The sequence below is a fragment of the Pseudonocardia adelaidensis genome, assembly GCF_039543345.1.
Taxonomy (GTDB): Bacteria; Actinomycetota; Actinomycetes; order Mycobacteriales; family Pseudonocardiaceae; genus Pseudonocardia; species Pseudonocardia adelaidensis.
Map to the genome: position 1 here is coordinate 95138 of NZ_BAABJO010000014.1, position 22908 is coordinate 118045.

The window sequence follows — 22908 nt, forward strand, 5'->3', positions numbered from 1 at the left end:
AGGACCGCGTGCGTGCGCGTGCAGCGCCGGTTCGCCGTCCTTCGTCGCGACGTCCCCGGCGAGCGAGAGCACCTCCGCCTGCGTTGTGACCGGGATGTCGTGGTACTGCTTGGCCTGCGGAGCGAAGTAGGCGAGCGTCGCCTCCCGGCACGCGCCGATCGCGGTGAGTCCGGCGCCCGTGACGTGATTCTCGCGGGCGAACGCGACCAGCTCGGTGACCGCCTCGTCGTCCTTGTCGAGGACGACGGCGAAGGTGCGCAGTCCGTCGGCCTCGTGCAGCAGTGTGCTTCTCATGGTGCTCCTCTCGTCTGCCCGGCAGTTGGATCGCCGGTGCGGTTGGCGTACCCGCGGTGTCGGCCCCGATGACGGCCGGCGACCTGACGATCCGGCGATCGGCCGATCGGTCCGGTCGGAACCACTAGCCTGGCTCGTGCGGGCCCGGTCGGGCCTCGGCCTTGCCATCGACCCTCGCCAGTGCCTGGGCGACCCCGGCGGCGAGGCGCAGCGACCCGGTCGCGGTGGGGTGGAACGGATGCTGGTCTCGCAGGCCCTGCAAGTCCGGCCCCATCCCGTCACCGCTGCTCGAGCACAAGGGCGTGACCGCGGGGCGGGCCACGGTGAACCCGTACGCGGCGGCGCCGGTGGCGAGCACGTCGTTGAGAGCGGCGTTGCGCTGGCGCAGCAGGTCGACCTTGTGCTGGTCCAGCCCCGCGGCGTGGGGCGGACCGTGCAGGTCCGGGCAGGACGGGTCGGGGTCGGGCGGGAAGACGTCGTACGAGGTCATGACGACGACGTCCGGACTGCCCGGCAGCGTGGCGAGGTCGGCGAGCAGGCCGGCGTAGTCGCGGTCGAACGCCGCGAGGCGGCCCTGGAACTCGCCGCCCGCCAACCGGTCGTCACAGGTGGATAGGCCGTAGCAGTACATGAGCAGGTCCGACCACGCGAGGTCGTTCGGCCCGATCGCCACGACCACCCAGTCGAGCCCCACGACCTGCTTGAGCCGTCCGATTTGCGACGGCACCTTGTCGTCGTCGACCTGCTGCGCCCCGCGAAGTCCGTTCTGGATGCCGGCACCCGCGCAGGCGAGGTTGAGCACGGGGGTGGTGCGCAGCAGCGCGAGCTCGGCCGCCGCCGAGTCGGTGCTGCGTCGGCAGGTGGCGTCGTCTGGAGCCGGTTCGGGGAGCGGCGGGCCGCCAAGACGCGCGACCCGCGAGTCGCCGATCACCGCGCCCGAGTGACCGGTGATCACCGGACCGACCGGGGACGGTGTCACGGTGGACGCCCCGACCAGGTCCGACAGCGAATCGACCTTCCGCAGCCCTTCTACCGTGCCGCGGTAGGCGGCGGCGCCGCATGCGGCCCATGCCAGCCCGGACACGATGACCGCAAGCAGCGTCATGCGTGCGATCGCTCCCGACGGACGGACGGCGAGCTCGGGAACGCTGTCGCCGGCGGCGGCGCGGCTCGCACCGCGCAGGGCCATCAGGATGCGCAGGCAGCCGACCAGTCCGCTGCCGGCGAGTGCGACGAGGACGAGGCCGACGCCGCCCCACGAGTACCACCGGACGAAGGCCTGGACCAGGGTGTCGCGGGCAGTCGCCTCGATCGCGGGGAGAGCGGAGGGCGCGAGGGCGCGGTCGGGGACCGCTTCGGGGGCGATGGGCCCGATCGAGATGCGGGGCCGTAACGGGCCGATGACCTGCACGTCCCGCAGGTCGAACGCTGTGTTGCCGATCTGGACCAGCTGCGCGGGCCCGGACAGGGTCGGCTCCGGGTCGCGGGCGCCGACGGCGACGCGCTGGCCCAGGATCGTGACGTGCTGGTCCGGGGTGAGGAACACGACCAGCGGGATGCCGCCGAGAAGCAGGCCCAGCAGGAGCAGGATCGTGGGGAGGGACCGCAGCTCCCGGACGAGGGAATGGCGTTCGGGGCGCGACGACCGGTGCATGATCGGGTGATACCCGGTCGTGTCGGGCTTGCTACCGAGCCCGCCGTTCGATCGGACGCATGCGCCGACCCCGTACATGATCACGAAGCCGGGCTTCAGTGCTGGACCCGGTGGCGCTCGAGGCCGGTGTCCCGCACTGCCGACCCGTGCCCGGGCCGAGTGCCACCGGGTGCAGCATTCCGCCGGGATCCCCGCTGGGGTGGCCTGCGAGGACGTGCCGTCCCCAGCCCCGCCGCTCATCGCCACCGCCACGGGCCCGCCTCGCGCGACAACGGCTCGCTCTCAGGCTCGGGAGGCGTGAGCATGTCAGGGGGAGCTGTCGCACTGTGCGCGCCGTCGCGCTCAGGCCCGTTCACGTCTGCGGGTGCGGATCGGGATGGTGAAAACCTTGTCAGATCCCGACGGGGTTCGCGTAGTACTGCTGGTCCTCGCGGAACCCGCCGCGTCCGCGTCCGATGTGGTCCACGCGCTCGACCAGCTCGATCCCTCGCACCCACTTGACCATCTTGAAGCCGAGCTGGTTCTCCACGCGCAGCCGCAGTGGCGCGCCGTGCTCGACGGGCAGCGGGCCGCCATTCATGTCCATCGCGAGCAGCGACTGATCGTGCCGGAGCAGGTGCAGCGCGACCGCCTCGTAGTAGTAGCCGTATCGCCCCTCCCGCCCGTCGGTGAGGCCCTTGTCGTCCATCGCGTAGAACACCGCGTACCGGGCCTGCGGGAGGGGACGCACCACGTCGAGCAGGCGGGCGACGGGCACCCCCGCCCACGCGGCGATTGCGTTCCACCCCTGGATGCAGTTGTGGTTCACGATCTGGTGCTGCGTACCGAGCGCACGCAGTTCGTCGAGCGAGAATGCGGCAGGCTGCTCGACCAGCCCGCCGACGACCAGCCGATAGCCCGCGGATCCTCGCCGGGCGGCGCGCTCGTACTCCTCGCCCGTCGGCGGGTAGCCGTTGACGCGGTGATAGGGCGAGATGTCACTGCGCCGGTAGCGCTGGCAGGACGGCAGCAGCCGGGAGAGCCCGCGCTGCATCGGTCCGGCGATCGCGCCGGTCAGTCGCTCGGCGGTGCGCGGGGAGCGCAGCGATGCGACGGTGGCCAGTACCTGCACGATGATGATCAACGCCAGGGCGAGCAGGCCGATCCCGACGGCGAGCGCGTGGTCGGCCTCCGCGCTGCCGAGCAGGATCTTCGCCAGGCCCTCCGGCAGCCCATGGAGGATCACCATCGCGGTGTGCAGGACGGTGAAGGCCGCGAAGGCGACCAGCCCGAGGAAGTGCAGGCTGCGGGCGCCCTGCTTGCCGCCGAACAGCTTCGCGTACCACGGGAAGCGCCCGATCACGGCGGGCGACATGGCGGCGCCGGTGGCGATCTGAAGCGGGGCCAGCAGGAACACCACCGCGAAGTAGGCGAGCTTCTGCGCCGCGTTGAACGGCTCCCCGGGCAGCTGCGCGGGAAACCGGAACGTCAGGTACGTCCCGACGTCCCGCACCGCCTGGGGGAACACCGACCATGAGGTGGGCACGAGGTAGCGCCAGTAGCCGCTCGCCACGGCGAACGCGATGTAGACGACTCCTGTGGCGATCCAGAACTGCAGCGTCAGGAAGTGCCAGTGCCGGCCCAGCCCCAGGTTCTTGCGACCGGGCAGCGCGAGCACCGGGTTCCACGACTCCTCTTCGTCCTGTGAGGTCCACGGCCTCCTCGAGTCTGAGCCGAACTCCTTGCGAGACAGCCGCAGCCACTGGCGGCCGGGCGGGCAATGGTCGCTCCAGTACAGCTTCGGGTGCGCCGCGAGCACCTCGAGGCCGGACCGGCCCAACAGCACCATGAACAGGATGTTCAGCAGGTGGGTGATGATCACCAACGGGGGGTAGTGCTGCGGCATGGACGGCTCCGGTCGGTTGGTGCAGGGTTACGGGTCCCGACCGGGGTAGCCGGGCTGGCGCCACCGACACCGCCGACACCTTGCAAACCACCGACGATCAGCCTCGCCCCTGCAGGGCCCGGTCGCCGATGTGGGTACTGCTGCACCATGGCGGATCTCGGGTCGGCGCGGCGGGTGAGCGCCGAGGCCGTTCAGCGGCAGGTCGCGCGGTTACGGGCCGGCGTGCTCGGCGGGCGAGGGCCGGGGGCGTCCGAGGAGGAGCTTGCGGCGCACCAACGGGATCGGGAATCGCTCGGGGCGCTGCCTCCCGCGACCGAGCGCGCCATCGTCGAGCTGCAGACCGCGGCCGCCCGGGGAGTCGACATCCGGCGGGTGAGAGCGACCGTACATCGAATACGTCGAACCCTCGTCTGAGCAGCGCCTGTCCCGGACGAACGGGTTGGCGGCGAATGGCCAGGGAGCCGATGCACACGACGGCCGCCAGATCCGTGATGAACCGCAGCAGCGGGGTGCCGACCCGGATCCAGGCCCCGGGATCGGCGCTGCCCACCGCTCGGTAGGGCTGTGCGCCGGCGAGCAGGGTGAGCGCCACGAGAACGCCCGCGGTCAGTGCGGCCGCGACGAACACCCAGGTCGGCGTCGTCCGCCTCGCGCCAGTCACCGGCATCTCTACACGGACATCAGGGCCAGCATGGCGGCCATGCCGGCAGCCATCACCCCGAGCGTGAGGCGCACTGCCACGGTGGAATGCGGGGTCAGCCCCATCACGGGATCTGCCCCGGCGGCCAGTCCGGCCGTCAGCAGCGCCGGGCCGCGTTCGCCCACGCCCTCGGAGCTCGTCACGGCCCTCGCCTCGGGCGCGTCGGCGACCCGGCGACGCCACACGGGGAGCCGATCCCACAGCCCGAGTCGCCGGGGGCTATGTGCTTGGGTTCCTGCTCGTCCTGCTGGACGGCAAACTGCTCGCGACGAGCCTGACGATCGGCATCGGCGGCTCGGGCGGGGTGTTCGCCCCCTCGCTGTTCATCGGCGGCATGCTCGGCACCGCGTTCGGCGTGGTCGCGCAGGCCGCGTTTCCCGGCCTGGACCTGTCCCCCGGAGCGTTCGGGCTGGTCGGGATGGCGGCGGTGTTCGCCGGAGCGAGCCACGCGCCGATCGCGGCGCTGCTGATCGTCTTCGAGCTGACCGGCGAGTATGCGATCATCCTGCCGCTGATGGCCGCCGTCGCGCTCTCCACCGGGTTGAGTCACCTGCTCTCGCGCGACAACATCTACACCCTCAAGCTGCTGCGCCGCGGCATCGACGTCGACGCCCGCACCGACGCCACGCTCGACCGGTTGCGCGTGTGCGACGCGATGCAGCCGGCCCCGGAACCGATCGGCGCGGGCGCAGAACTCGACGAGCCGGCTCGGGCGGTCGCACTACGGTGCCGCACCGGTGACCGACGACGGGCCTACCTCGGTGCCGTACTGGCGCAGGAGCTCGAACCGGGCGAGAACGGCGACGTAGATGCTCCGCGTCTCGCCCGCGACCTCGCCCGGAAGTTGCCCGAGCTGCGTCCCGACCTCTCCCTGCACCACGCGCTGGCAGCTCTTGCCGACCACGAGGCGAGCGGCTTGCCGGTGGTGAGCGAGCCCGGCGGAGCACCGGTCGGCTGGCTTGACCCCCGCGACGTACTGGCCGCCTACGGTGCGCGGCGCGGTCCGTCCGACGCGGCGATGTCGCGGTGCAGATTCGATCCACCCACCACGAGGAGGCCATGATGTCCGTGTCCCGGGTCCTGTCTCGCGTGATCGCCGCAGGCGGCGCGCGGCTACTCCGCTCTCACCACCTCATGCGTGCACCGATCTGGATCTACCGCGCCCACCTCGGGTTCCTGTTCGGCTCCCGGATGCTGATGCTCGAACACATCGGCCGCAAGACCGGCCGGCCCCGTCAGGTCGTCCTGGAGGTCTTCGGCCGCCCCGCTCCGAACACGTACATCGTTCCGTCCGGATTCGGCGACCGCGCCCAGTGGTTCCGCAACGTGCGGGCGAACCCTCGCGTCCACGTGCACACCGCGGGACGCGGACCGACTCCCGCAACCGCGCGAGTGCTCGGCCAGGAGGAGGCCGACCAGGCCCTCGCCGCCTACCGGCGCAGACATCCCCGAGCGTGGCAGCGGTTCAAACCCGTCGTCGAGGAAACACTGGGACACCCCATCGATGACACGAACACCGCACTGCCGATGGTCGAACTGCAGCTCGACACCCCGACCTGACGCGTTCGTTCAGGGTGCGGCCACGACCGCCGCGCGCAGTGCCTCGACGCTGTGCTCGACCTCCTGGCCGTTCACAAGGACGGTCGGCGACGCGTTGACCCCCGCCCGGGAGGCCTCGTCAGTGAGTGCCGCCACGGTGTACCGGTCCGACGACACGCACTCGGCGAGACCGTCACCGGCGCCCGCCTGCGTGCCGAGCGCGGTCAGCTGCTCCTCAGGCAGGCCGTTCCCGTTGGTCAGGTCGGCCATCATCACCTATCTGGTTTGGTGGTCACGGCGGTCCGGGGGTCGGCGGGCATGCGGGTGGCGCAGGGTGCCCTGCCCGATTTGGCGCGTTCGGTGAGGCGGGGGGCTCGTCCTGCTGGCTGGCCGGAGTCGACGGTTCGGTCAGAGGGACGGGCGCGGATTGGACGGCCACCCCGCACGCGGACGTGGCCAGGACGATCGCTACCGAGGCGGCGGCGCGTCCGACACGGTTCATAGCGGCACCTCCGGGATCTCGACGACGAAACGGGCCCCTCCGCCCTGCCGGTCCTCGACCCACACGCGGCCACCCATGCGCTGGACGTGCTGCGCGACGAGCGCCAGCCCGAGCCCGCTGCCCACGCCGTGGCCACGACGACCCGCGTGGGCGCCGCGGGAGAACCTCTCGAACACCAGCTCCTTCAGCTCCTCGGGAACCCCGGGACCGGCATCTTCAACCACGAGGCGGGCCCATCCGTCGCACCGGCGCACGGCGACCCGCACCGCGCCGCCGCCGTACTTGTCGGCGTTGTCCAGTAGGTTGGCGACGATCCGGTCGAGTCGCCGCCGGTCGCCCTGCACCATCGGGGCCGGGACGTCGACCTCGATCACCGGCTTGGTCCCGGGGCGCGGTTCGACGACGTTGCGCAGCAACCCGCCGAGGTCCACGGTCTCGTCGTTGCCCGCGTCGGGCTGCTGGTCGTCGCGCGAGATCTCCAGCAGGTCCACAACAGTCCGCTGTAACCGCTCCACCTCGGACAGCAGCAGCTCGAGGGCCCGGTCGGCCGTGCCGGACAGCTCCCCACGGCGGCGTTGCAGCACGGCGCCGGCGTTGGCCATCGTGGTCAGGGGGGAGCGCAGTTCGTGGCTCACGTCGCTGGCGAAGCGGGCGTCGCGGCGGACCCGGGCCTCGAGCGCGTCTGCGGTGCTGTTGAAGACGGCGGCGAGCTGAGCCAGCTCGGGGTCGTCCTGGTCGGGGAGGCGGGCCTGCAGCTGGCCACCGGCCACGCGGGACGCGGCGTCGGTCAGCTCCTTCAACGGACGCAGCGCGCGCCGGCTCGCCCAGGAGCCGACCATGACGCCGAGGACGCCGCTCGTCACCACGCCGGTCACCAGGACGCCGCTGAGGAACCGGAAGTTTCGGTCCAGCTCCGAGAGCGGGAAGAGCTCGACGTACACCCCGTCCTGCGTGGACACCGGGAGTGCGATGGCAATGACCGGGCCGCCGGCAGCCATCAGGCGCTGCCGTGCCGGCACCCCGTCTTCGGCGAGGGCCAGGAGCGGCTTCGGGAACTCTGCCGGGGACACCGCACGACCGCTGGTCACCCATCCCTGGGGTCGCCGAATCAGCACGCTCGATTCGTTGCTCGTAGCCAGACCGGTGAGCAGGTCTTCCAGGCCCTCGCCGCCCGACCGCAGCTCACGGTCCACGAGGCGCACGTTCACCTCGGCCTGCCGGGTGGCGCCCTCCTCCCGCTGGCGCAGCATATAGCCGGCCGCGAGGTTCCAGGTGACCGCAGCCAGGGTCGCGGTGAGCAGGAGTGCGCCGAACCCGAACGCGGCGGCCACCCGCCACCGCAGCGTGAGCCGCCGCACCCGCATCCTTGCCCCCGAACTCATCCGCTCACCAGACGCCGGCCTTGTACCCCCGCCCTCGCACCGTCACCACGCACTCCGGGTCGTCCGGATCGCGCTCGATCTTGCGACGCAGCCGCCGGATGTGGACGTCGAGCAACCGGGTGTCACCGAAGTAGTCGTACCCCCACACCCTCTTCAGCAACTCCTCCCTGCTGACCACGTGCCCCGCTGCCCTGGCGAGCTCGACCAGCAACCGGAACTCGGTGCGAGTGAGGTGCACCGCGACGCCGGCACGGCACACGACGTCCTCGTCGGGGCGGATCTCCACCTCCCCGATCTGCAGGACGCGGTGGCCGCGCCCGTCGGCCTGCTGGTGACGGCGCAGCAGCGCCCGGATCCGCGCGGCGAGCTCGCTGGCGATCAACGGTTTGGAGACGTAGTCGTCCGCACCGGCTTCCAAACCGCTGATCACGTCGGCGGTGTCGGTTCGCGCGGTCACGATGATGATCGGGACGTCGCCCTGGGAACGCAGGATCCGGCAGACCTCCAGCCCGTCCACGCCCGGCAGCATGAGGTCGAGCAGCACCACGTCGACATCGGTTGTGGCCATCAGTCGCAGCGCCTCCTCCCCGGAGGCCGCTTCGATCACCTGACACCCCTCATCGGCGAGGGCGAGCCCGAGAGCCAGCCGGATCCGCTCGTCGTCCTCGACCAACAGCAACCGAGCGTCCATCCCGACCTCCTCCATCTCCTCGCGGCGATCAGCGCCTGGAGAGGATCCTGGCCGCTCGTCCGGCTTCTCGCCCACCTCACCGGCCCGGTTCCGCACATCCGCAAGACGACCGTCAGGTGGTCTCGGGCGGCCGTCCTCCGAGCAGCGGAACGCGGGGCGGGTGTTCGAACGCTCGCGCGTGGCGCCCAGGCAGGACAGCGGGGGCAGGACCGGGGGAGCGGCCTCGGGCTCTCACTGCTCGCGCAGCACGTTCGCCACCACGGCGGCTCGGTCTGGATCGAGTACCGACCGGGCGGGGGGAGCTCGTTTCGTCGTCGCGCTCCCGGAGACGGACTCGTGAGCGGTCACTGGCTCATCGTGGCTCCCTGTGTGTTGTCGAACACCTGGTTGTCGTCCTCGTCGGCTTTCTCTCCCCGTGCGGTGATGCCGATGCGGTTGCCGAAGATGACGTTCTTTGCGAGGTCGAATCCGCTGACGGTGTCGATGTAGATCCCGTACCGACCGTTTCGGCCGATGGTGTTGTGGCGGACGGTGGTGTGGGCGGATTCGCTGACCAGCCGGATGCCGTCCTTCTTGTTGCCGCGCACCTCGTTTCCCTCCACCGAGTTGTCTCGGGCGGTCTGGGTGATGCTGATACCGGAATCGGTGTTGTCGTAGACCTTGTTGTTGCGGATTGTGTTGTCGCTGGACTCGTTGATGTTGACGCCTTGGGCGGCATTGCGGAACGACTCGTTGCCCTCGATGAGGTTGTGGTCGGAGTGGAGGTACATCACGATTCCGTGGTGTTTGTTGGCGTAGACGATGTTGTTCCGGATGACGCTATCCGCGCAGTCCTCGGCCAGGATGATTCCGTGCTTGCCGTTGTGGTGCACCACGTTGCGCTCGATCAGGAGATTGCGTGAGTGGGTATGCGGGTCCACCCCGTAGAGGACGTTGTCGTGGAACTCGTTGTCGGTCACCTGGAGGCCGTCGATCTCATAGGAGTAGAGGCCGTAGTAGAGGTGGGAGACGACGCTGTGGGCGATGTGTCCGGTGGTTCCCGCGGTTCGCCACGACAATCCGTAGGACTCGACGTCACCGGAGCCGAGGTAGCGGAGCTCGGAGTCGTCGATCGTCATCGTGGCGCCGTCGCGGGCGAGCAGGTAGCTCCGGCCGTCCTTGTAGTCGTCGTCGACCTGGTCGGCGTCCTCGTTCCAGGATGTGATGCACGATCCCTCGACGTCGATGCCGCCGCCGATCGCCGTGATCGCCGTGAACCGGCCGCCGCCGCTCGCCATCCTGAGCCAGCGCACGTCCGGCGAGCTGATGTGCAGTGACGCCCCGCCGAGTACGCTGATATTGGCGTTGAGAAGCCAGGTTCCCGGCTCGACCTCGCGTACGAGGGAGTCGTTCACCGCGTCGCTCAGCATGGGTATCGAGACGTTCTCGCCGCGCGTCAGCGTTATCGTGTTCGAGGCTCGGTCGAACTGGACATCGATCGCTGATGAGTCCGCGGGGGCGCTCGGTGATGTGCTCGTCACTTCACGAGAACAGGGCTTGGCCGGGTCGACCGGAGCGTCGGCGGGCACGTCGCGGCGTGGCAGCGGATCCGGCGGTGTCGCGCAGGCGCCGATCAGGAGCGCCAACACGCTCACGAGGAACACCAGCAGGTGTCGGGACCTGCTCGTCCGGGGAATTTCACCGGAGGCCCTACCGAGTGTTCCCGAGTCGATGAAAATCGCTGTCGTCGTGTTCACGCCCGGTGAGCTCCCTCGGTCCGTGCCGCATTCCAGGTGGCACGGTACTGAGCGGCGAGGTGCGGATGCGTGTGCCTTCCCACGTGGCGGACCGAACCCCGATGTTCTCGCCGTCGTGCCGTCTGACCAGCAGCGATCCCCGATTCGGATCGGCCCGGGTGTCGTGATCGCGGGGAGTTCGGGCCGGCGAGCAGCGTGCGTGGGCGAACCTGACGATCATCTGACAAACTGCGAGAAGCTCCCGAACCGCGCGGCTGGCCGCTCATTCCGGGAGCGTCGGCGTTCGCGGGAACCCGTCGTGGAGAGTCGATCGGAACAGGGCGCCGGCCGTCCACCGGAGGTTCGGGTGCCTCGTCACGGGACTTGCCGGCACGTCGGCGTCGGCGTCGGTTGATTTCAGATGGGCCTCATGCTCACGCGGGAGCGCCGGGGGAGCATGGTGAACCGGGGATCGGACTATGCGATCAGGCGGGTGAGGCGGGAGAGCGGCGCAGTACGGCGCCGCTGATCGAGCCGAAGACGACGCGGCGGAGGCCCAGCGCGCTCGATTGGCGAGGACGACGACCCGAGGCACTGACGTCCGGCGCCAGGAGTGCGGGGACCGACGCCTCGCGCACGACGGTGAGCTCCACCCGGTACGTCCGGGAAGTGCGCGATCCACGGGTGAGCGCATCGGAGTGCTGCCCGTGGGTACCGAACCGGTCACGGTGCCCGGCGCGCAACACCACGACCTGGCCGGCGTGGCGCTGTGCATCGGTGAACGCGACCGTCAGTGCCGGCCGCGCCGGTGGCCGGGTCGTACACGCCGACCATCACCGGGCTGTCAGCAAGGGGGCGGTGCGCAGCGCGCATGACCCCAACATGACAGGGGAGTGCCGGACTTGGTGCAACCCATCCCGGAGACTGGGCTCGTGCCCAACGGCATGTTCTGAGGGGGCAGGCCGCGAGGTCGGGCGGGGACGCCCCGCGGCCGCCGTCGCCGTCGGGCGGGGTCCTCTGCGCCCACCGGCCGGTCGACGACGATGCGCCGGCGACACGTAGGGTTCTCCGGGGTGAGCCGGGAAGTCCGGTCGGCACTGTGTTGGTGTGCGACGGTCCGGACGAGAGGCTCGAGCTGCCCGACTTCCACGCTGTCGCAGCTTGCGCAATCTTCCTGTGGGCCTACGTCCTCATCGCGACCGAGAAGTGGGTCACCGGCTCCGCCGCTGCGCTGGGCGCCGCCATGCTCGTGCTAGCTCTCGGGATCAGCGACGCGCATTCGGCGTTCTTCTCCGAGGACACGGGGATCGACTGGAACGTCATCTTCCTGCTGCTCGGCATGATGGTGATCGTCAGCGTCATGCGCGGCACCGGCGAAACGCGTTCCTCGACGCGGTCGCGATTGGCCGGGACGGCACGGGCTCCGTGGTCACCGCTGGCAACATCCACGGCCAGGGCGAGGTGTTGCTGTCGCGGATCGCCGAGCTGCCGCGACCGCGGGCCGACGTCAGGGCCGCCTGATGCTGGCCGGTTCCCTTGCGCCGCAGGCCGCCACCGTCGCGCTCGCTCTCGTGGAGGCGGACGGTCGGGATCCCGATCAGCCACCCCTGCTACGGCGCTCCGTAACAGACTGGTCGGCGAGCGCGGGGACGCCGAGGTCGATCTAGTCTTGGACGCGGGGGTCGAAGCCCTGGCCCTGGCTCGACGTTGTGAGCGTCATCGTCGGCGTGACCGGTAAGTTTGGCCGGTGGCTGAGGAGTCCGAGGAAGCACGCCGGGACGACGAGTTTGATGTTGGTTTGAGCCATTGGGAACGCATTGCAGCGACGCTTCTCGGCCTTGCAGGTGTCGGTGCCGGCGGCGCAGGGGTTTTCCTGTCTGACAACCAGGCGGGGACAACGACTATCCTCCTGCTCGGTGCCGTATTCCTGCTCATGGCTGTGCAGGGGACACCGATTATCAGCGCGAGTAAGGACAAGGTCGAGCTGGCGCGCAGGCGACTCAGGGCGGCGACAGCAAAGGAGCTCGTCGAATCGGCCAGGGGCAAGATTGAAGAGGAGAAGCCGGAGGTTGCGGCCGAGCTTGTCGTTGCAGCGGAAAGCCTGGATCCGAATGTTCGTGCCCAGGAAGATTTCCGTGATCTGCGCGATCTGCTCTACCCCTTCGAAGTGGAGCGCAGTTTGAAGCGAGCGCTCTCTGAGTTGCGTAAGCGGGGGGCGATTTATGGCTACGAGGTGCAAGCTGACTTCTTCAAATCGGAAGTCGATGTGGCTTTGGGCGGCGAACCATCCGTTTCCCGTGCAGACCGACTTCTCAGGGTTCGACGCATTGCGGGGGAAGACCTTATCATTCCCGTCGCAATCAAAAACATCAGCAAGCTCGTTCTGCGCCCGGATACCCTTGAGGCCGCTACGCAGGATATGATCAACCTTGGTGATGCTGGTCTCATTGTGCATAATGCGCTGCAGGCATTCCAGGATGCTTCTGAATCTGAAAGAAGGACCGCTGACCTCGGCTTCTCGGTGGTGCGTTATCGCGACAGTCGCGACGATGGGCGGTTGGAGCGCGCCCTATCTGACGTTATCGAGCGCGCCTCTGAGGCGCGGCGCTCCTTGTAGCGGCTCGACGCGCAGTGTCGACCAAGGTAACTGATCCTGCTGGTCGATCCCGGATGCTGCTGGTCGCGGTCGCTGCCGCTCGAAGAAGTGAGTGTGGCGAACCGGTGGGCCCACCTCTAGGCAGGGAACCGGTGCCCTGATCTCGTCGTCCGGGCACCTGGCTCGGTCAGGGGCGCTGGATGAGGCTCGGCACGCTCCTGGCTGGGCACCGACTACCTCGGCCAGGTCGGTGGACCGTGCGGTGGATCTTCTACTGGCCGTGGCCGCCGCGCGGCCTAAAGCGACCACCGCGCCACGGGGCGCAACCCGCCCCGGCGGCCCGCGGCGGACGCAGCAGAGGCGCCTTCGCCATCGGTGTCACCCGGTGCGAGTTGAGGAAGCTCACGCGGCTCAGGGTGACGATCAACGGTGCGTGCCCGGGAGCGCCGGCCAGGGGGTCAGCAAGTTCCTGGCGATCGGTTGCCGGGCGGGTTCGCCCCGCTCGAACGCGGTGAGCATCTTCTTGGCGTGGATGGGCTTGAACGTGTCGGCCATCGGCGACTCGTCGGGGGTGACACGCGGATGACCGTCGGCCCCACCGACGACGCGACCTACGAGCGGATCGTCGCCGGAGGGGGCCGTCGAGCGGAGATCTACCGCCGCCTGCGCCGGCTGCGCGACATCCACGCCGGCCTGATCCGCGACCGGTTCCCCGAGATCCCGCGGCGGGTCTCGGGCTACAACCTCTCCCCGACCTGCTGCCCGAGAAGGGCTTCGACGTGGCGCGGGCTCTGGTTGGCAGCGAGTCCACCTGCGTGCTCGTCCTGCAGGCGACGGTCCGGCTGCTGCCCGACCCGGAGCACCGCTCGCTGCTGGTGGTCGGCTACCCCGACCCGTTCACCGCGGCCGACCACGTCCCCGACTTCGACGGCACCGGCGCTATCGCCCTGGAGTCCTTCGACGCGGGTGTCCTGGACAACCTGGAGGCGCACCGGACCCACATCCCCGGCATGGACGAACTGCCCCCGGGCAGGGCCTGGCTGCTGGTCGAGTACGGCGCCGACACCCGCGACGAGGTCGAGGCCCGGGTCGAGCACGCGAAGGGCCGGGTGGACGGCACGCCGGGGACGCCGAAGGTCTTTGCCGACGCCATGGGCCAGCAGCAGGTCTGGGAGGTGCGGCGCAGCACGATCAAGTTCACCCGTATCCCCGGCCACCACGCGGGGCTGGCGGGCTGGGAGGACGCGGCGGTGGCACCCGAGCAGCTCGGGGACTACCTGCGGGAGTACTGCCGGCTCGTCGAGCGGCACGGCTACCACACGGTGCTGTTCGGGCACTACGGGCAGGGCTGCGTGCACAACCGGCTGGACCTGCACCTGGACTCCGCGCCGGAGGTCGACAACTTCCGGCGGTTCCTCGGCGAGGCGGGCGACCTCGTGGTGCGCTTCGGGGGCTCACTCTCCGGGGAGCACGGCGACGGGCAGCTGCGGGCCGACCAGCTGGTGAAGATGTTCGGACCGGAACTGGTGGGGGTGTTCGGCGAGTTCAAGGCCATCTTCGACCCCGAGGGCCGGATGAACCCCGGCAAGATCGTCCAGCCGTACCCGCCGACGGCGAACCTCGGGCTGGGCACCGGCTACCAGCCGCGGGAGGTACGCACCCACTTCCGGTTCCCCGACGACCAGCTCGGCTTCGCCGACGCGGTGAACCGCTGCTTCGGGATCGGCCGTTGCCGCCACGAGTCCGGCGGGACGATGTGCCCCAGCTATATGGTCACGCACGAGGAGGAGCACAGCACCCGCGGCCGGGCGCGGCTCCTGCTGGAGATGATGGGCGGGCACCTATCCGGGGACGGGCGCCGTTCCGGGTGGCGCGACGAGCACGTCAAGAACGCGCTCGACCTGTGCCTGGCCTGCAAGGGCTGCAAGGGCGACTGCCCGGTCGGCGTGGACATGGCCACCTACAAGGCCGAGTTCCTCTCCCACTACTACGCGCGCAGGCTGCGGCCCGCGGCGGCGTACGCGATGGGGTTGATCCCCGTCTGGGCCCGGCTGGCGAGCCGGGCACCGCGGCTGGTCAACGCTGCCCTCGCCGCGCCGGGCGTCGGTCGGGTGATGCGCAGGACGGCGGGTATCGACCGCCGCCGCGAGGCGCCACCGTTCGCCGTGCGGACGTTCCGGTCGTGGTTCGCGGAGCACACGCCCCGGCCGACGGGGCCCGAGGTGCTGCTGTGGCCCGATACGTTCACCGACCACTTCACGCCGGAGGTCGGGGTCGCCGCCGTCGAGGTGCTCGAGTCCGCGGGCTACGTGGTGCGGATCCCGGCGAGGGTGTTGTGCTGCGGGCGGCCGCTCTACGACTTCGGGATGCTGCCGACGGCCAAGCGCTGGTTGCGGCGGATCCTGCGCGAGCTGCACGAGCCGATCGCGTGCGGCATGCCGGTGGTCGGTCTCGAACCGAGCTGCCTGGCCGTGTTCCGCGACGAGCTGACCAACCTGTTCCCGGCCGACGCCGACGCCCGGCGCCTTGCGAAGCAGAGCGTCACCCTGGCCGAGCTGCTCGACCGGACCGACGGCTACACGCCACCGGCCCTGCACCGCAGGGCACTGGTGCAGATGCATTGCCACCAGACGGCCACGATCGGCACCACCGCCGACCGCGAGCTGATGCGCGTGATGGGCCTCGACCTGCAGCTGCCCGACTCCGGGTGCTGCGGCATGGCCGGCAGCTTCGGCTACGAGGCGGGCGAGCAGTACGACGTGTCGGTCGCCGCGGGGGAGCGCGTCATCCTGCCCGCCGTGCGCTCCGCCGCGCCGGACACGCTGGTGGTCGCCGACGGGTTCAGCTGCCGCAGCCAGATCCGCCACGGCACCAGCCGGCACGCGATGCACCTGGCCGAGGTCCTCGCCATGGCCGCCCGCGAGGATCGCCGGTAGCGGCGGGCCACCCGACCGCGGCGAGTGCATCCCGGCGAGATCGCGGTGCGCGGACGCGGAATCACGAGCACCGGCTGGTGCTGGTGGCCGATGACGCCGTGGGAGACCGAGCGGCCGGCCAGCCGCGCCGCGGGCCTGCGTGAGGACCTGGCGCGCCGCGTCGTTGATGGCTTCGGTGTCGATCCCGGCGGCGTGCATCAGCTCGGCCGGCGAGCCGGAGACCGGCATCTCCCGTACGGCGAGGATGCGGACCGGTGGGCGGAGCGGGTGTCGGCCAGCGCGGCGAGCTCCGCCTCGCCGAGCCCGCCTTCCGGGCGAGTGGTCCTCCACGGTCACGATCGCGGCCGTGTCGTGCGCCGCATCGGTGAGTGCGTCGGAGTCGATCGGTTTGACCGAGTAGCAGTCCAGCACCCGCGCCCGCACCCCGTCGGCCTCCAGGGCGTCGGCAGCGGCGACGGCCTCCGCGACGGTGATCCCGCAGGCCACCAGCGTCACGTCGGCCTCGCCGGGGGCCCGCGCGAGCCGACCTCCGCCGATCCGCACCTGCTCGTCCGGTGGGGTGCGCAGCGGTGTCTTGCCCCGCAGCGTGCGCAGGTACGAGATGCCGGGCCGGTCGGCCATCTCGAAGACCAACGCGGCCGCCTGGTTGGCGTCCGAGGGGTGCAGCACGGTGCTGCCGGTCAGCGCGCGCAGGGGGCGGCGGCCGGCCCAGTTTCGTTACAGAACTTGACTGTAATGGAAGTGCCTTCTACCGTCCTCCGTGCGACGAGGCTGTCTCCTCGTTGCACCTCGGACGAAGGAGGCCAGACATGGGTGCCAGGCCGGAAGACCTACTGGATCGCAGCGTCCCGTTCCTCGAACTGATCAAGAACCGCACCGCGGGCGAGGAGCTCGAGATGTGGCTGAACGAGACGCACGGTCCCGGCACGGAGCTGTGGGACGAGCTCGCGCGGATCATCACCGAGGGCGTCGCCGACGGCTGGGCGGCGAACATCGAGGTCGACGGGCCGCGCTACCGGCGCAGCCGAATCGCCGAGCCCAGCGAGCGTCTCAACTGGTTCAGCGTCACCGCTGTGTACATGAACAGCGTGCCGGTGTACCAGGGCCAGTACCACCAGCACCCGTATGGGGAGATCAACATGGTCGTCCCGCTCGACCCGGGCGCCGTTCTCGGCGGACCGCGCGGGTGGCAGCGGGCCGGGTGGACCGCGCCGGACCCGAGCAGCCACCACTACCCAGAGGTCAAGGGCGGAGCGGTGATCGCATTGTTCTACCTGCCCGCGGGCCGCATCTCCTACGACATCACGCCCCCGGACTCGCTGTGACCGGAGGCGACGTGCTGGCGGACACCATGACGGAGCAGAGGGCTGCGTCGAACGCCCCGGCGTCGGCCGTGACCGTCGAGGAGGCCCTCCTCACGCGGCGCAGCGTGCGGGCGTTCCTGCCCACACCCGTTCCCCGGAACGAGGTCGAGCGACTGCTGGCGCTCGCCTCCCGCTCGGCCTCCAACTCCAACTGCCAGCCGTGGCACGTGCACGTGGTGACGGGGGAGCCGAAGCGGCGCCTCACGGTGGCCTTGTGGGAGGCGCTGGACGCGGGCGGCCGGGTTGCCGAGTGCGAGTACCCGTACCAGCCCGCATCGGACTCGTGGCCGCAGCCGTACGGAGGCCGCCGGGCTGCTTTCGGTGGCGTCCTCTACCGCGAGACCCTCGGCATCGAGGCGTTCGATGCCGAGAGGCGCCTCGCGCACCACCGTCGCAACTACGACTTCTTCGGTGCTCCGGTGGGGATGATCCTCACCGTCAGCCGGCACCCGCTCGCCAGCGGGCTCGTCGATGCCGGGCTGTTCCTGCAGGCGCTCATGCTCCTCGCACGGCAGGCCGGCCTCGATACGTGCGCGCAAGCCTCGTTCATCGACTTCTACCCGGTTCTGCGGCGGCACCTGGACCTACCGGACGACCAGATCGTCGTCTGCGGGCTCGCACTCGGTCACGCCGACAACCACCATCGCCTGAACGGGCTCCGGACCCCGCGCGAACCCGTCCCCAGCTTCACAACCTGGCACGGCGACGATCGTCGCTGACCCAGCGACGGCGGCACGCCGGTCCTGCCACGCATCGTCACAGCTGGGGCCGGAGAGGGGAAGAACCGGACACCTCGCGTCCGTGCCGCTCCGCTATGTCCTGCCACGCCTGCCGGTGGCGGCACCTCTCTCGCGAAAGGCGGTATCGCCGTGTCCTCCCAGACCCCTGCTTCAGGCCCGCCGGTACGGCTTGACCACCTCATCGACCGCCAGCGGGTGGGCAGGTTCCACGTCCTGGTCCTGACCCTGACCGGTTCGGTCATGTTCCTCGACGGTCTCGACACCCAGGCGATCAGCTTCGTCGCGCCCGCCGTCGCGAAGGAGTGGTCGCTACCCGTCGCGACGCTCGGCCCGATCTTCTCGGCGTCGATCGTGGGGCTCATGATCGGCTATCTCGTGCTGTCGCCGCTGGCCGGCCGCATCGGGCACCGGATGCTCGTCATCGTGTCAACGGCCCGGTGTGGGACTGGGTGCCGTCATCCCCAGCGCTGTTGGGCTCGCGAGCGAGTTCGCCCCCACCAGGCGCCGTTCGACCTTCGTCATGTGCATCTTCTGCTGGTTGGCGTTCGGCTTCGTCGCCGCCAGCCTGGTCTCCGGCGTGGTGATCCCGGCCTGGGGCTGGCGGGGCGATGTTCGTGATCGGCGGTGTCCTGCCGCTGCTCCTCGTGGTCGTCCTGGTGCGCTTCCTGCCCGACTCGCCGAACTACCTGCTCGCCGCCGCCGGGCCCGGTGGTCCACGCGCTCTCGCCACCCTCCGGGGACGCGCCTTCTCCCGGCCGAACCCGGGCCCGGCCCCGGGCGACCGCGGAGGTCCGGCGCTGCACCGACCGAGCTGGTGCTCGTCGTCGCGGCAGCCGCGGTCCTCGGCCTGGCGAGGACCTCACGCGCGGTCCGGGTCGGCGGCACGACGCGTCGCGACGACACGGCTCCGGGTAGATCGCCGCGCGCGGCGCTCGCCGAGGACCGAGCATGATCTGCCCGGGCCCTCCCTAAGGCGAAGGGCGGCGACGATGCTCGGGTCGGTCGTGACGCCCACGACGTGCTCTACCCGACCAGGCGGGCTTCCCCGAGGTGAGCAGGTCTCCGGGCGGGTCGTCGAGCAGATGGCACGGTCGGCGCGTGAGGGTCAGTCGGTGCGCCGGGCTGGGCTGGTGGTGCGCCGCGAGCGGCGGGTCGCCCGCTTCGAGATCGCCGGCCACAGCACGGCCACGACGGCCTCCGGGATCTCCTCCTTGCTCTCGCCGCGGTAGAACGCGCCGAAGTAGCTGCCGAAACACATGGTGGCGATGGTGTGCTTGTCGACGTCGTCGCGCACGGCACCGCGCTCCGCGAGCTGCGACAGAACGTTCTCGACCAACGTGACGCGTGGTTCGACCGCGTGCTTGCGGAGGATCTCGAGCAGCTCGGGGGTGCGGATCGCCTCACCGGCGAAGTTGCCCATCAACACCATGGCGTCCGGGTTGAAGTAGGCGGGATCCAGGCGGCCGATGGCCTCGACGAGAGCCTCCTGCGGCTCAAGTTGGCTCAAGTCGATGGTGTACATGTCGCGCTGCTTGCGGAAGCCGTAGTCCAGCGCGTCGACCACCAGGTCGAACTTGTTGCTCCACCGTCGGTAGAGCGTGGGGCGGCTGACCTTCGCGTCGTTGGCGATGTCGCCGATGGTCATGCGCGAGTAGCCGTCCCGCGCGAGGCGCTCGCGTGTGGCCAGGATGATCGCCTCGTCCAGCGCGGCATCGCGGGGCCGTCCGCCGGGGCGCGGGGCGTCGGCATCCGAGCGCTCGTTCGTCGCTTCGCGTGCTCGCGCCATGAATCCCACCTCGTGGACGGTGTCGACCGGCCCAGTCTATCCGATCCGTTACAACCAGTGGTCGTTACGTGTATAGTTACACGTAGAGAATGTAACGAAACCTTCTCCGCTCGGCCAGAAAGGCACCTGGATGGACCACGACGAGGATCGGCCCGTACTGGAAGTGATCATCGGAAGCACTCGGCCCGGAAGGGCGGGTCTTCCGGTCGGCCGGTGGATCGCCGAGTACGCCGCGAAGACGGGGCGGTTCGAGGTCGAGATCGTCGATCTCGCGGAGATCGGCCTGCCGATGCTCGACGAGCCCAACCACCCCGGCGCCCGCCAGTACACCAAGGGGCACACCGAGGATTTCAGCGCGATCATCTCGCGGGCGGACGCGTTCGTCCTCGTGACACCCGAGTACAACCACGGCTACCCGGCGCCCGTGAAGAACGCGCTGGACTTCCTGCTCCACGAGTGGGCGCACAAGCCGATCGGCCTGGTGAGCTACGGCGGCGTCTCCGGCGGCGTCCGGGCCGTCCACGCGCTGAAGCCGGTGCTGGCGTTCTTGAAGATGATCCCCGTGGCCGAGGGCGTCATCATCCCGTTCGTGTCCACCTTCATCGAGGGCTCGGGCGACGAGCGTCGCTTCGTGCCCAACGAGGTCGTGGAGTCGAGCGCCGACGCCATGCTGGCGGCGATCTCGACGGGGATCCCTGCCGTTCGGATGGCGTCCGCGGGGCAGGGGTGACCGGCGGAGGTGAGGGGGTCGCCGTCGAGCAGGACCTGATCTACGCCACCGTCGGTGGAACGGAACTCCGCTTCGACATCTACCGTGCCGGGCCGGGCAGCCCGGTCGTGGTCTACCTGCACGGCGGTGGCTGGAGCCGGGGCGACAAGCGCGCGGAAGCCGCCACGCGGCTGGCTCCGCTCGCCGCGCACGGCATCACCGTGGTCTCGATCGACTACCGGCTGGCACCCCACGCGGTGTTCCCGCAGCAGCTGCACGACGTCAAGGGGGCGGTGCGGTGGCTGCGCGCCAACGGGACGCGCCTCGGGCTCGCCACCGGGCGGCTCGGCGTGTGGGGCGCTTCCGCCGGGGCGTACCTCGGATCGTTGCTGGCCCTGTCCGAGGGTGACGGGGAGCTGGAAGGTGCTGTCGGCGGGAACCTCGAGCAGTCCAGCGCGGTGCAGGCCGTGGTGCACTGGTTCGGCCCCGCCGACCTGGCGGCCTCCGCGGCACGCAGCCGGCTGGAGATCCGGCTCCTCCCGTTCCCGTTCGAGGCGGACCTGCTGGGCAATGTCGAGCCGGAGGAGCTGGCCGAGCGGGCCCGGGGGTTGAGCCTGCTGTCGCGGGTGTCGCCGCAGGCGCCGCCGTTCCTGATCGCCCATGGGGACCGGGACCGGATCGTCCCGCCGTCGGAGGGTGTCGCCCTCAACGACGCACTGGGCCGTGCCGGTGCACGGTCCCGCTTCGAGCTACTGGCCGGCGCTGGGCACGAGGACGCGGAGTTCGACAGCCCCGCCACGCTCGCCGCCACGGCGGCGTGGCTCCGAGCCGTGCTGGGCTGATGTGCCGGTCAGCTGGCTACGTCGGGCTCGGATTCGTTACATCAAATCCATGTTTCCAATCTGCCCCGTGAGGAGATCGGGATGTCCGTCGTCCCCGCCGTGACCGTCGAGCACTGGTTCGACTTCATCTGCCCGCACTGCTACGTGGCGCAGGACCGCAACCGGATCCTCCGCCGGCATGGACTGCACCTGGTCGGGCACGCGCTGCAGATCCACCCCGAGATCGGGCCCGGTGGGGCGTTCGTCGGGCCGCGCTCGGGCCCGACCTACGAATTCCTCGCGCGCGAGGCGGAGCTCGCCGGGCTACCGATGCGCTGGACGGATCGCATCCCCTACTCGCGCCCCGCGCTGGCCGCTTTCGAATGGCTCCGTGGGTCCCGACCGGAGGTGGCCGAACGATTTGCCACGGCCGTGTTCGACGCCTACTTCGGCGAGGGCCTGGACATCGAGTCGGACGATCTCCTCGTGAGGCTGGCCGAGGAGGCCGGAGGCGACGGCGACGCGCTTCGCGCCGCACGAGCTTCAGCAGAAGCCGCACTCGTCCAGTCGGAGCATCTCGCCCGCGAGCGTGGTGTCACCAGCACTCCCACCTGGATCGCCGGCAGTCAAAGGATCTCCGGGGTGCACCCCCGGCGGTGGTTCGAGGACTGGGCCGCCGCACTGACGCGATGAGTGCCGTAGCGGGCGCCTGGCGCCGTGGTGTGCCACATCGCGTGCTGCGCGCCTGACGGTCCGAAGCGGAAGCGGTGGCGTGAGCAGCTGGTCGAGGCGGGGGTGCATGTCACCGAGACGACCTGCGCCTCCGCGTCGACTAGCTCGCCGAGTCGCAAGACCGAGGTCACAGCCCGAGGGACCTGCGCCTCGTCCGGTAGCGCTGCAGCAGCGGACGCATCCACCGCACGGGCGCTGGGAAGTTGGTGACGATGCGGTCATACCCCGGCGCCGGATCGGGGTCGACGAGCAGGCCGAGCACGAGGTCCGGAGCCGACTTCGGGGCGGTGGCCACGATCGCCTTGCGAAGCGAGACGATGTCTGCGGGCGGGGTCTCTGGGAACAGCTCACGCAGCACCGGCTCCTCGTCGTCGAGATGTACTGCGAGGCTCTCCCGGGCGCGGGGCGCGGGGCGCGGCCTGGTGGCCGGTTTTCGGCCGTGAGCTGGCGCGCTTCGCCGGCCGGAGCCCATCGGGCGTGTCGAGCTGGTCGATCACGTCGGTGAGTGCCTGCAGCTCGCGATCGAGGTCGACGTGTTCCGCGGTCAGGCGGGTGAGGTCCTCGTCGCGGTTCGGGAAGAGTCTGCGCAGCAGGGGCCAGAACAGGGCGTCCTCACTCGGAACGAACCGGTGCGTGGGTCGCTCGTGGAGGACGGCCCAACGTTCCCCGCGCAAGCGGGGGAGATATCACGAGCAGCATGAGCCCCGCCTGGGCAACCGGCGGTGCCTCGTTCGTTCAGAACGTACAGGCCTGGCACACGCTCTCGCTCGTGTCGAGCCTGGCCGAGGCCCGTTCGCGCCGCGCCGATTGTCCCGGTGATCAGGGCTCGAGTCGGGGTCTCCCCTGAGCCGATCTCAGCCCC

20 protein-coding genes and 3 pseudogenes are annotated in these 22908 nt (G+C 70.2%); 11 read left to right on the forward strand and 12 right to left on the reverse strand.

Going from position 1 to position 22908, the window contains the following annotated elements; all coding sequences use genetic code 11:
- Positions 1-21: 21 nt before the first annotated feature.
- The 4 genes and pseudogenes from ABEA81_RS42705 to ABEA81_RS20090 form a co-directional block, all read right to left on the reverse strand.
- Positions 22-462, reverse strand: a pseudogene (locus ABEA81_RS42705) (PPC domain-containing DNA-binding protein); the annotation flags it as partial.
- Positions 419-1948, reverse strand: a complete 1530-nt coding sequence (locus ABEA81_RS20080; protein WP_345606747.1) for a GDSL-type esterase/lipase family protein — start codon at positions 1946-1948, stop codon at positions 419-421. The gene ABEA81_RS20080 and the pseudogene ABEA81_RS42705, both read right to left, overlap by 44 nt.
- A 391-nt stretch (positions 1949-2339) precedes the next feature.
- Complete coding sequence (locus tag ABEA81_RS20085) at positions 2340-3833, reverse strand: molybdopterin-dependent oxidoreductase (RefSeq protein ID WP_345606748.1); 1494 nt, start codon at positions 3831-3833, stop codon at positions 2340-2342.
- A 669-nt stretch (positions 3834-4502) separates the two neighbouring features.
- Positions 4503-4676 (reverse strand): hypothetical protein, encoded by a 174-nt coding sequence (locus tag ABEA81_RS20090; RefSeq protein WP_345606749.1) that lies wholly within the window; start codon positions 4674-4676, stop codon positions 4503-4505.
- Positions 4677-4756: 80 nt separating this feature from the next.
- Between ABEA81_RS20090 and ABEA81_RS20095 the strand changes: the two genes are divergently transcribed.
- Positions 4757-5596, forward strand: coding sequence for a chloride channel protein (locus ABEA81_RS20095; protein WP_345606750.1), 840 nt, complete (start codon positions 4757-4759; stop codon positions 5594-5596).
- 71 nt (positions 5597-5667) lie between these two features.
- Positions 5668-6093: a nitroreductase family deazaflavin-dependent oxidoreductase gene (locus ABEA81_RS20100; RefSeq protein WP_345606751.1), complete on the forward strand. Its 426-nt coding sequence runs from the start codon at positions 5668-5670 to the stop codon at positions 6091-6093.
- Positions 6094-6102: 9 nt separating this feature from the next.
- Here ABEA81_RS20100 and ABEA81_RS20105 read toward each other — a convergent pair whose 3' ends face one another.
- The 4 genes from ABEA81_RS20105 to ABEA81_RS20120 form a co-directional block, all read right to left on the reverse strand.
- Complete coding sequence (locus ABEA81_RS20105; RefSeq protein WP_345606752.1) at positions 6103-6345, reverse strand: DsbA family protein; 243 nt, start codon at positions 6343-6345, stop codon at positions 6103-6105.
- Positions 6346-6570: 225 nt separating this feature from the next.
- Positions 6571-7956, reverse strand: coding sequence for a sensor histidine kinase (locus tag ABEA81_RS20110; protein ID WP_345606753.1), 1386 nt, complete (start codon positions 7954-7956; stop codon positions 6571-6573).
- Positions 7957-7960: 4 nt separating this feature from the next.
- Positions 7961-8647: a response regulator transcription factor gene (locus tag ABEA81_RS20115; RefSeq protein WP_345606754.1), complete on the reverse strand. Its 687-nt coding sequence runs from the start codon at positions 8645-8647 to the stop codon at positions 7961-7963.
- Positions 8648-8991: 344 nt separating this feature from the next.
- On the reverse strand, positions 8992-10383 hold the full coding sequence (locus ABEA81_RS20120; protein WP_345606756.1) for a right-handed parallel beta-helix repeat-containing protein: 1392 nt from the start codon (positions 10381-10383) through the stop codon (positions 8992-8994).
- Between the two features lie 1222 nt (positions 10384-11605).
- Between ABEA81_RS20120 and ABEA81_RS20125 the strand changes: the two are divergent.
- Together ABEA81_RS20125 and ABEA81_RS20130 are read left to right on the forward strand one after the other, a co-directional pair.
- Positions 11606-11677: pseudogene (locus ABEA81_RS20125) on the forward strand (hypothetical protein); the annotation flags it as partial.
- 432 nt (positions 11678-12109) lie between these two features.
- A complete protein-coding gene (locus ABEA81_RS20130) occupies positions 12110-12979 on the forward strand; it encodes a hypothetical protein (RefSeq protein WP_345606757.1) in 870 nt (289 codons plus the stop codon).
- Positions 12980-13381: 402 nt separating this feature from the next.
- Here the strand turns inward: ABEA81_RS20130 and ABEA81_RS20135 are convergent, their stop codons facing one another.
- The gene (locus ABEA81_RS20135) at positions 13382-13645 is read right to left on the reverse strand and encodes a hypothetical protein (RefSeq protein ID WP_345606758.1); all 264 of its coding nucleotides are present in this window, start codon (positions 13643-13645) and stop codon (positions 13382-13384) included.
- A gap of 92 nt (positions 13646-13737) precedes the next feature.
- Here ABEA81_RS20135 and ABEA81_RS20140 point away from each other — a divergent pair, with 92 nt between their 5' ends.
- Positions 13738-15894 (forward strand): FAD-binding and (Fe-S)-binding domain-containing protein, encoded by a 2157-nt coding sequence (locus tag ABEA81_RS20140; protein WP_345606759.1) that lies wholly within the window; start codon positions 13738-13740, stop codon positions 15892-15894.
- Positions 15895-16071: 177 nt separating this feature from the next.
- Here the strand turns inward: ABEA81_RS20140 and ABEA81_RS42710 are convergent.
- A pseudogene (locus ABEA81_RS42710) lies at positions 16072-16515 on the reverse strand (transketolase C-terminal domain-containing protein); the annotation flags it as partial.
- A 188-nt stretch (positions 16516-16703) separates the two neighbouring features.
- On the opposite strand from ABEA81_RS42710, the gene ABEA81_RS20145 reads away from it, so the two are divergent.
- The 3 genes from ABEA81_RS20145 (at position 16704) to ABEA81_RS20155 (ending at position 18616) form a co-directional block, all read left to right on the forward strand.
- The gene (locus ABEA81_RS20145) at positions 16704-17219 is read left to right on the forward strand and encodes a 4-hydroxylaminobenzoate lyase (protein WP_345606760.1); all 516 of its coding nucleotides are present in this window, start codon (positions 16704-16706) and stop codon (positions 17217-17219) included.
- A gap of 26 nt (positions 17220-17245) precedes the next feature.
- Positions 17246-17977: a nitroreductase gene (locus ABEA81_RS20150; RefSeq protein WP_345606761.1), complete on the forward strand. Its 732-nt coding sequence runs from the start codon at positions 17246-17248 to the stop codon at positions 17975-17977.
- A gap of 150 nt (positions 17978-18127) precedes the next feature.
- Positions 18128-18616, forward strand: a complete 489-nt coding sequence (locus tag ABEA81_RS20155; RefSeq protein WP_345606762.1) for an MFS transporter — start codon at positions 18128-18130, stop codon at positions 18614-18616.
- Positions 18617-19103: 487 nt separating this feature from the next.
- Here the strand turns inward: ABEA81_RS20155 and ABEA81_RS20160 are convergent, their stop codons facing one another.
- The gene (locus ABEA81_RS20160; protein ID WP_345606763.1) at positions 19104-19784 is read right to left on the reverse strand and encodes a TetR/AcrR family transcriptional regulator; all 681 of its coding nucleotides are present in this window, start codon (positions 19782-19784) and stop codon (positions 19104-19106) included.
- A 130-nt stretch (positions 19785-19914) separates the two neighbouring features.
- On the opposite strand from ABEA81_RS20160, the gene ABEA81_RS20165 reads away from it, so the two are divergent.
- The 3 genes from ABEA81_RS20165 (at position 19915) to ABEA81_RS20175 (ending at position 22007) form a co-directional block, all read left to right on the forward strand.
- A complete protein-coding gene (locus ABEA81_RS20165; RefSeq protein WP_345606765.1) occupies positions 19915-20514 on the forward strand; it encodes an NADPH-dependent FMN reductase in 600 nt (199 codons plus the stop codon).
- Positions 20511-21335, forward strand: a complete 825-nt coding sequence (locus ABEA81_RS20170; RefSeq protein ID WP_345606766.1) for an alpha/beta hydrolase — start codon at positions 20511-20513, stop codon at positions 21333-21335. The genes ABEA81_RS20165 and ABEA81_RS20170 overlap by 4 nt, the downstream gene beginning before the upstream one ends.
- An 81-nt stretch (positions 21336-21416) precedes the next feature.
- Entirely contained in the window at positions 21417-22007 is a 591-nt protein-coding gene (locus ABEA81_RS20175) for a DsbA family oxidoreductase (RefSeq protein ID WP_345606767.1), read from the forward strand.
- A 166-nt stretch (positions 22008-22173) separates the two neighbouring features.
- Here ABEA81_RS20175 and ABEA81_RS20180 read toward each other — a convergent pair whose 3' ends face one another.
- Entirely contained in the window at positions 22174-22404 is a 231-nt protein-coding gene (locus tag ABEA81_RS20180; protein WP_345606768.1) for a hypothetical protein, read from the reverse strand.
- Between the last annotated feature and the right edge of the window lie 504 nt (positions 22405-22908).

Coding starts and splice junctions, on each gene's coding strand:
- ABEA81_RS20080 (WP_345606747.1), bottom strand. CDS start 1,948: ATGCACCGGTCGTCGCGCCCCGAACGCCATTCCCTCGTCCGGGAGCTG.
- ABEA81_RS20085 (WP_345606748.1), bottom strand. CDS start 3,833: ATGCCGCAGCACTACCCCCCGTTGGTGATCATCACCCACCTGCTGAAC.
- ABEA81_RS20100 (WP_345606751.1), top strand. CDS start 5,668: ATGCGTGCACCGATCTGGATCTACCGCGCCCACCTCGGGTTCCTGTTC.
- ABEA81_RS20105 (WP_345606752.1), bottom strand. CDS start 6,345: ATGATGGCCGACCTGACCAACGGGAACGGCCTGCCTGAGGAGCAGCTG.
- ABEA81_RS20110 (WP_345606753.1), bottom strand. CDS start 7,956: ATGAGTTCGGGGGCAAGGATGCGGGTGCGGCGGCTCACGCTGCGGTGG.
- ABEA81_RS20115 (WP_345606754.1), bottom strand. CDS start 8,647: ATGGACGCTCGGTTGCTGTTGGTCGAGGACGACGAGCGGATCCGGCTG.
- ABEA81_RS20145 (WP_345606760.1), top strand. CDS start 16,704: ATGGGTGCCAGGCCGGAAGACCTACTGGATCGCAGCGTCCCGTTCCTC.
- ABEA81_RS20150 (WP_345606761.1), top strand. CDS start 17,246: ATGACGGAGCAGAGGGCTGCGTCGAACGCCCCGGCGTCGGCCGTGACC.
- ABEA81_RS20160 (WP_345606763.1), bottom strand. CDS start 19,784: ATGGCGCGAGCACGCGAAGCGACGAACGAGCGCTCGGATGCCGACGCC.
- ABEA81_RS20165 (WP_345606765.1), top strand. CDS start 19,915: ATGGACCACGACGAGGATCGGCCCGTACTGGAAGTGATCATCGGAAGC.
- ABEA81_RS20175 (WP_345606767.1), top strand. CDS start 21,417: ATGTCCGTCGTCCCCGCCGTGACCGTCGAGCACTGGTTCGACTTCATC.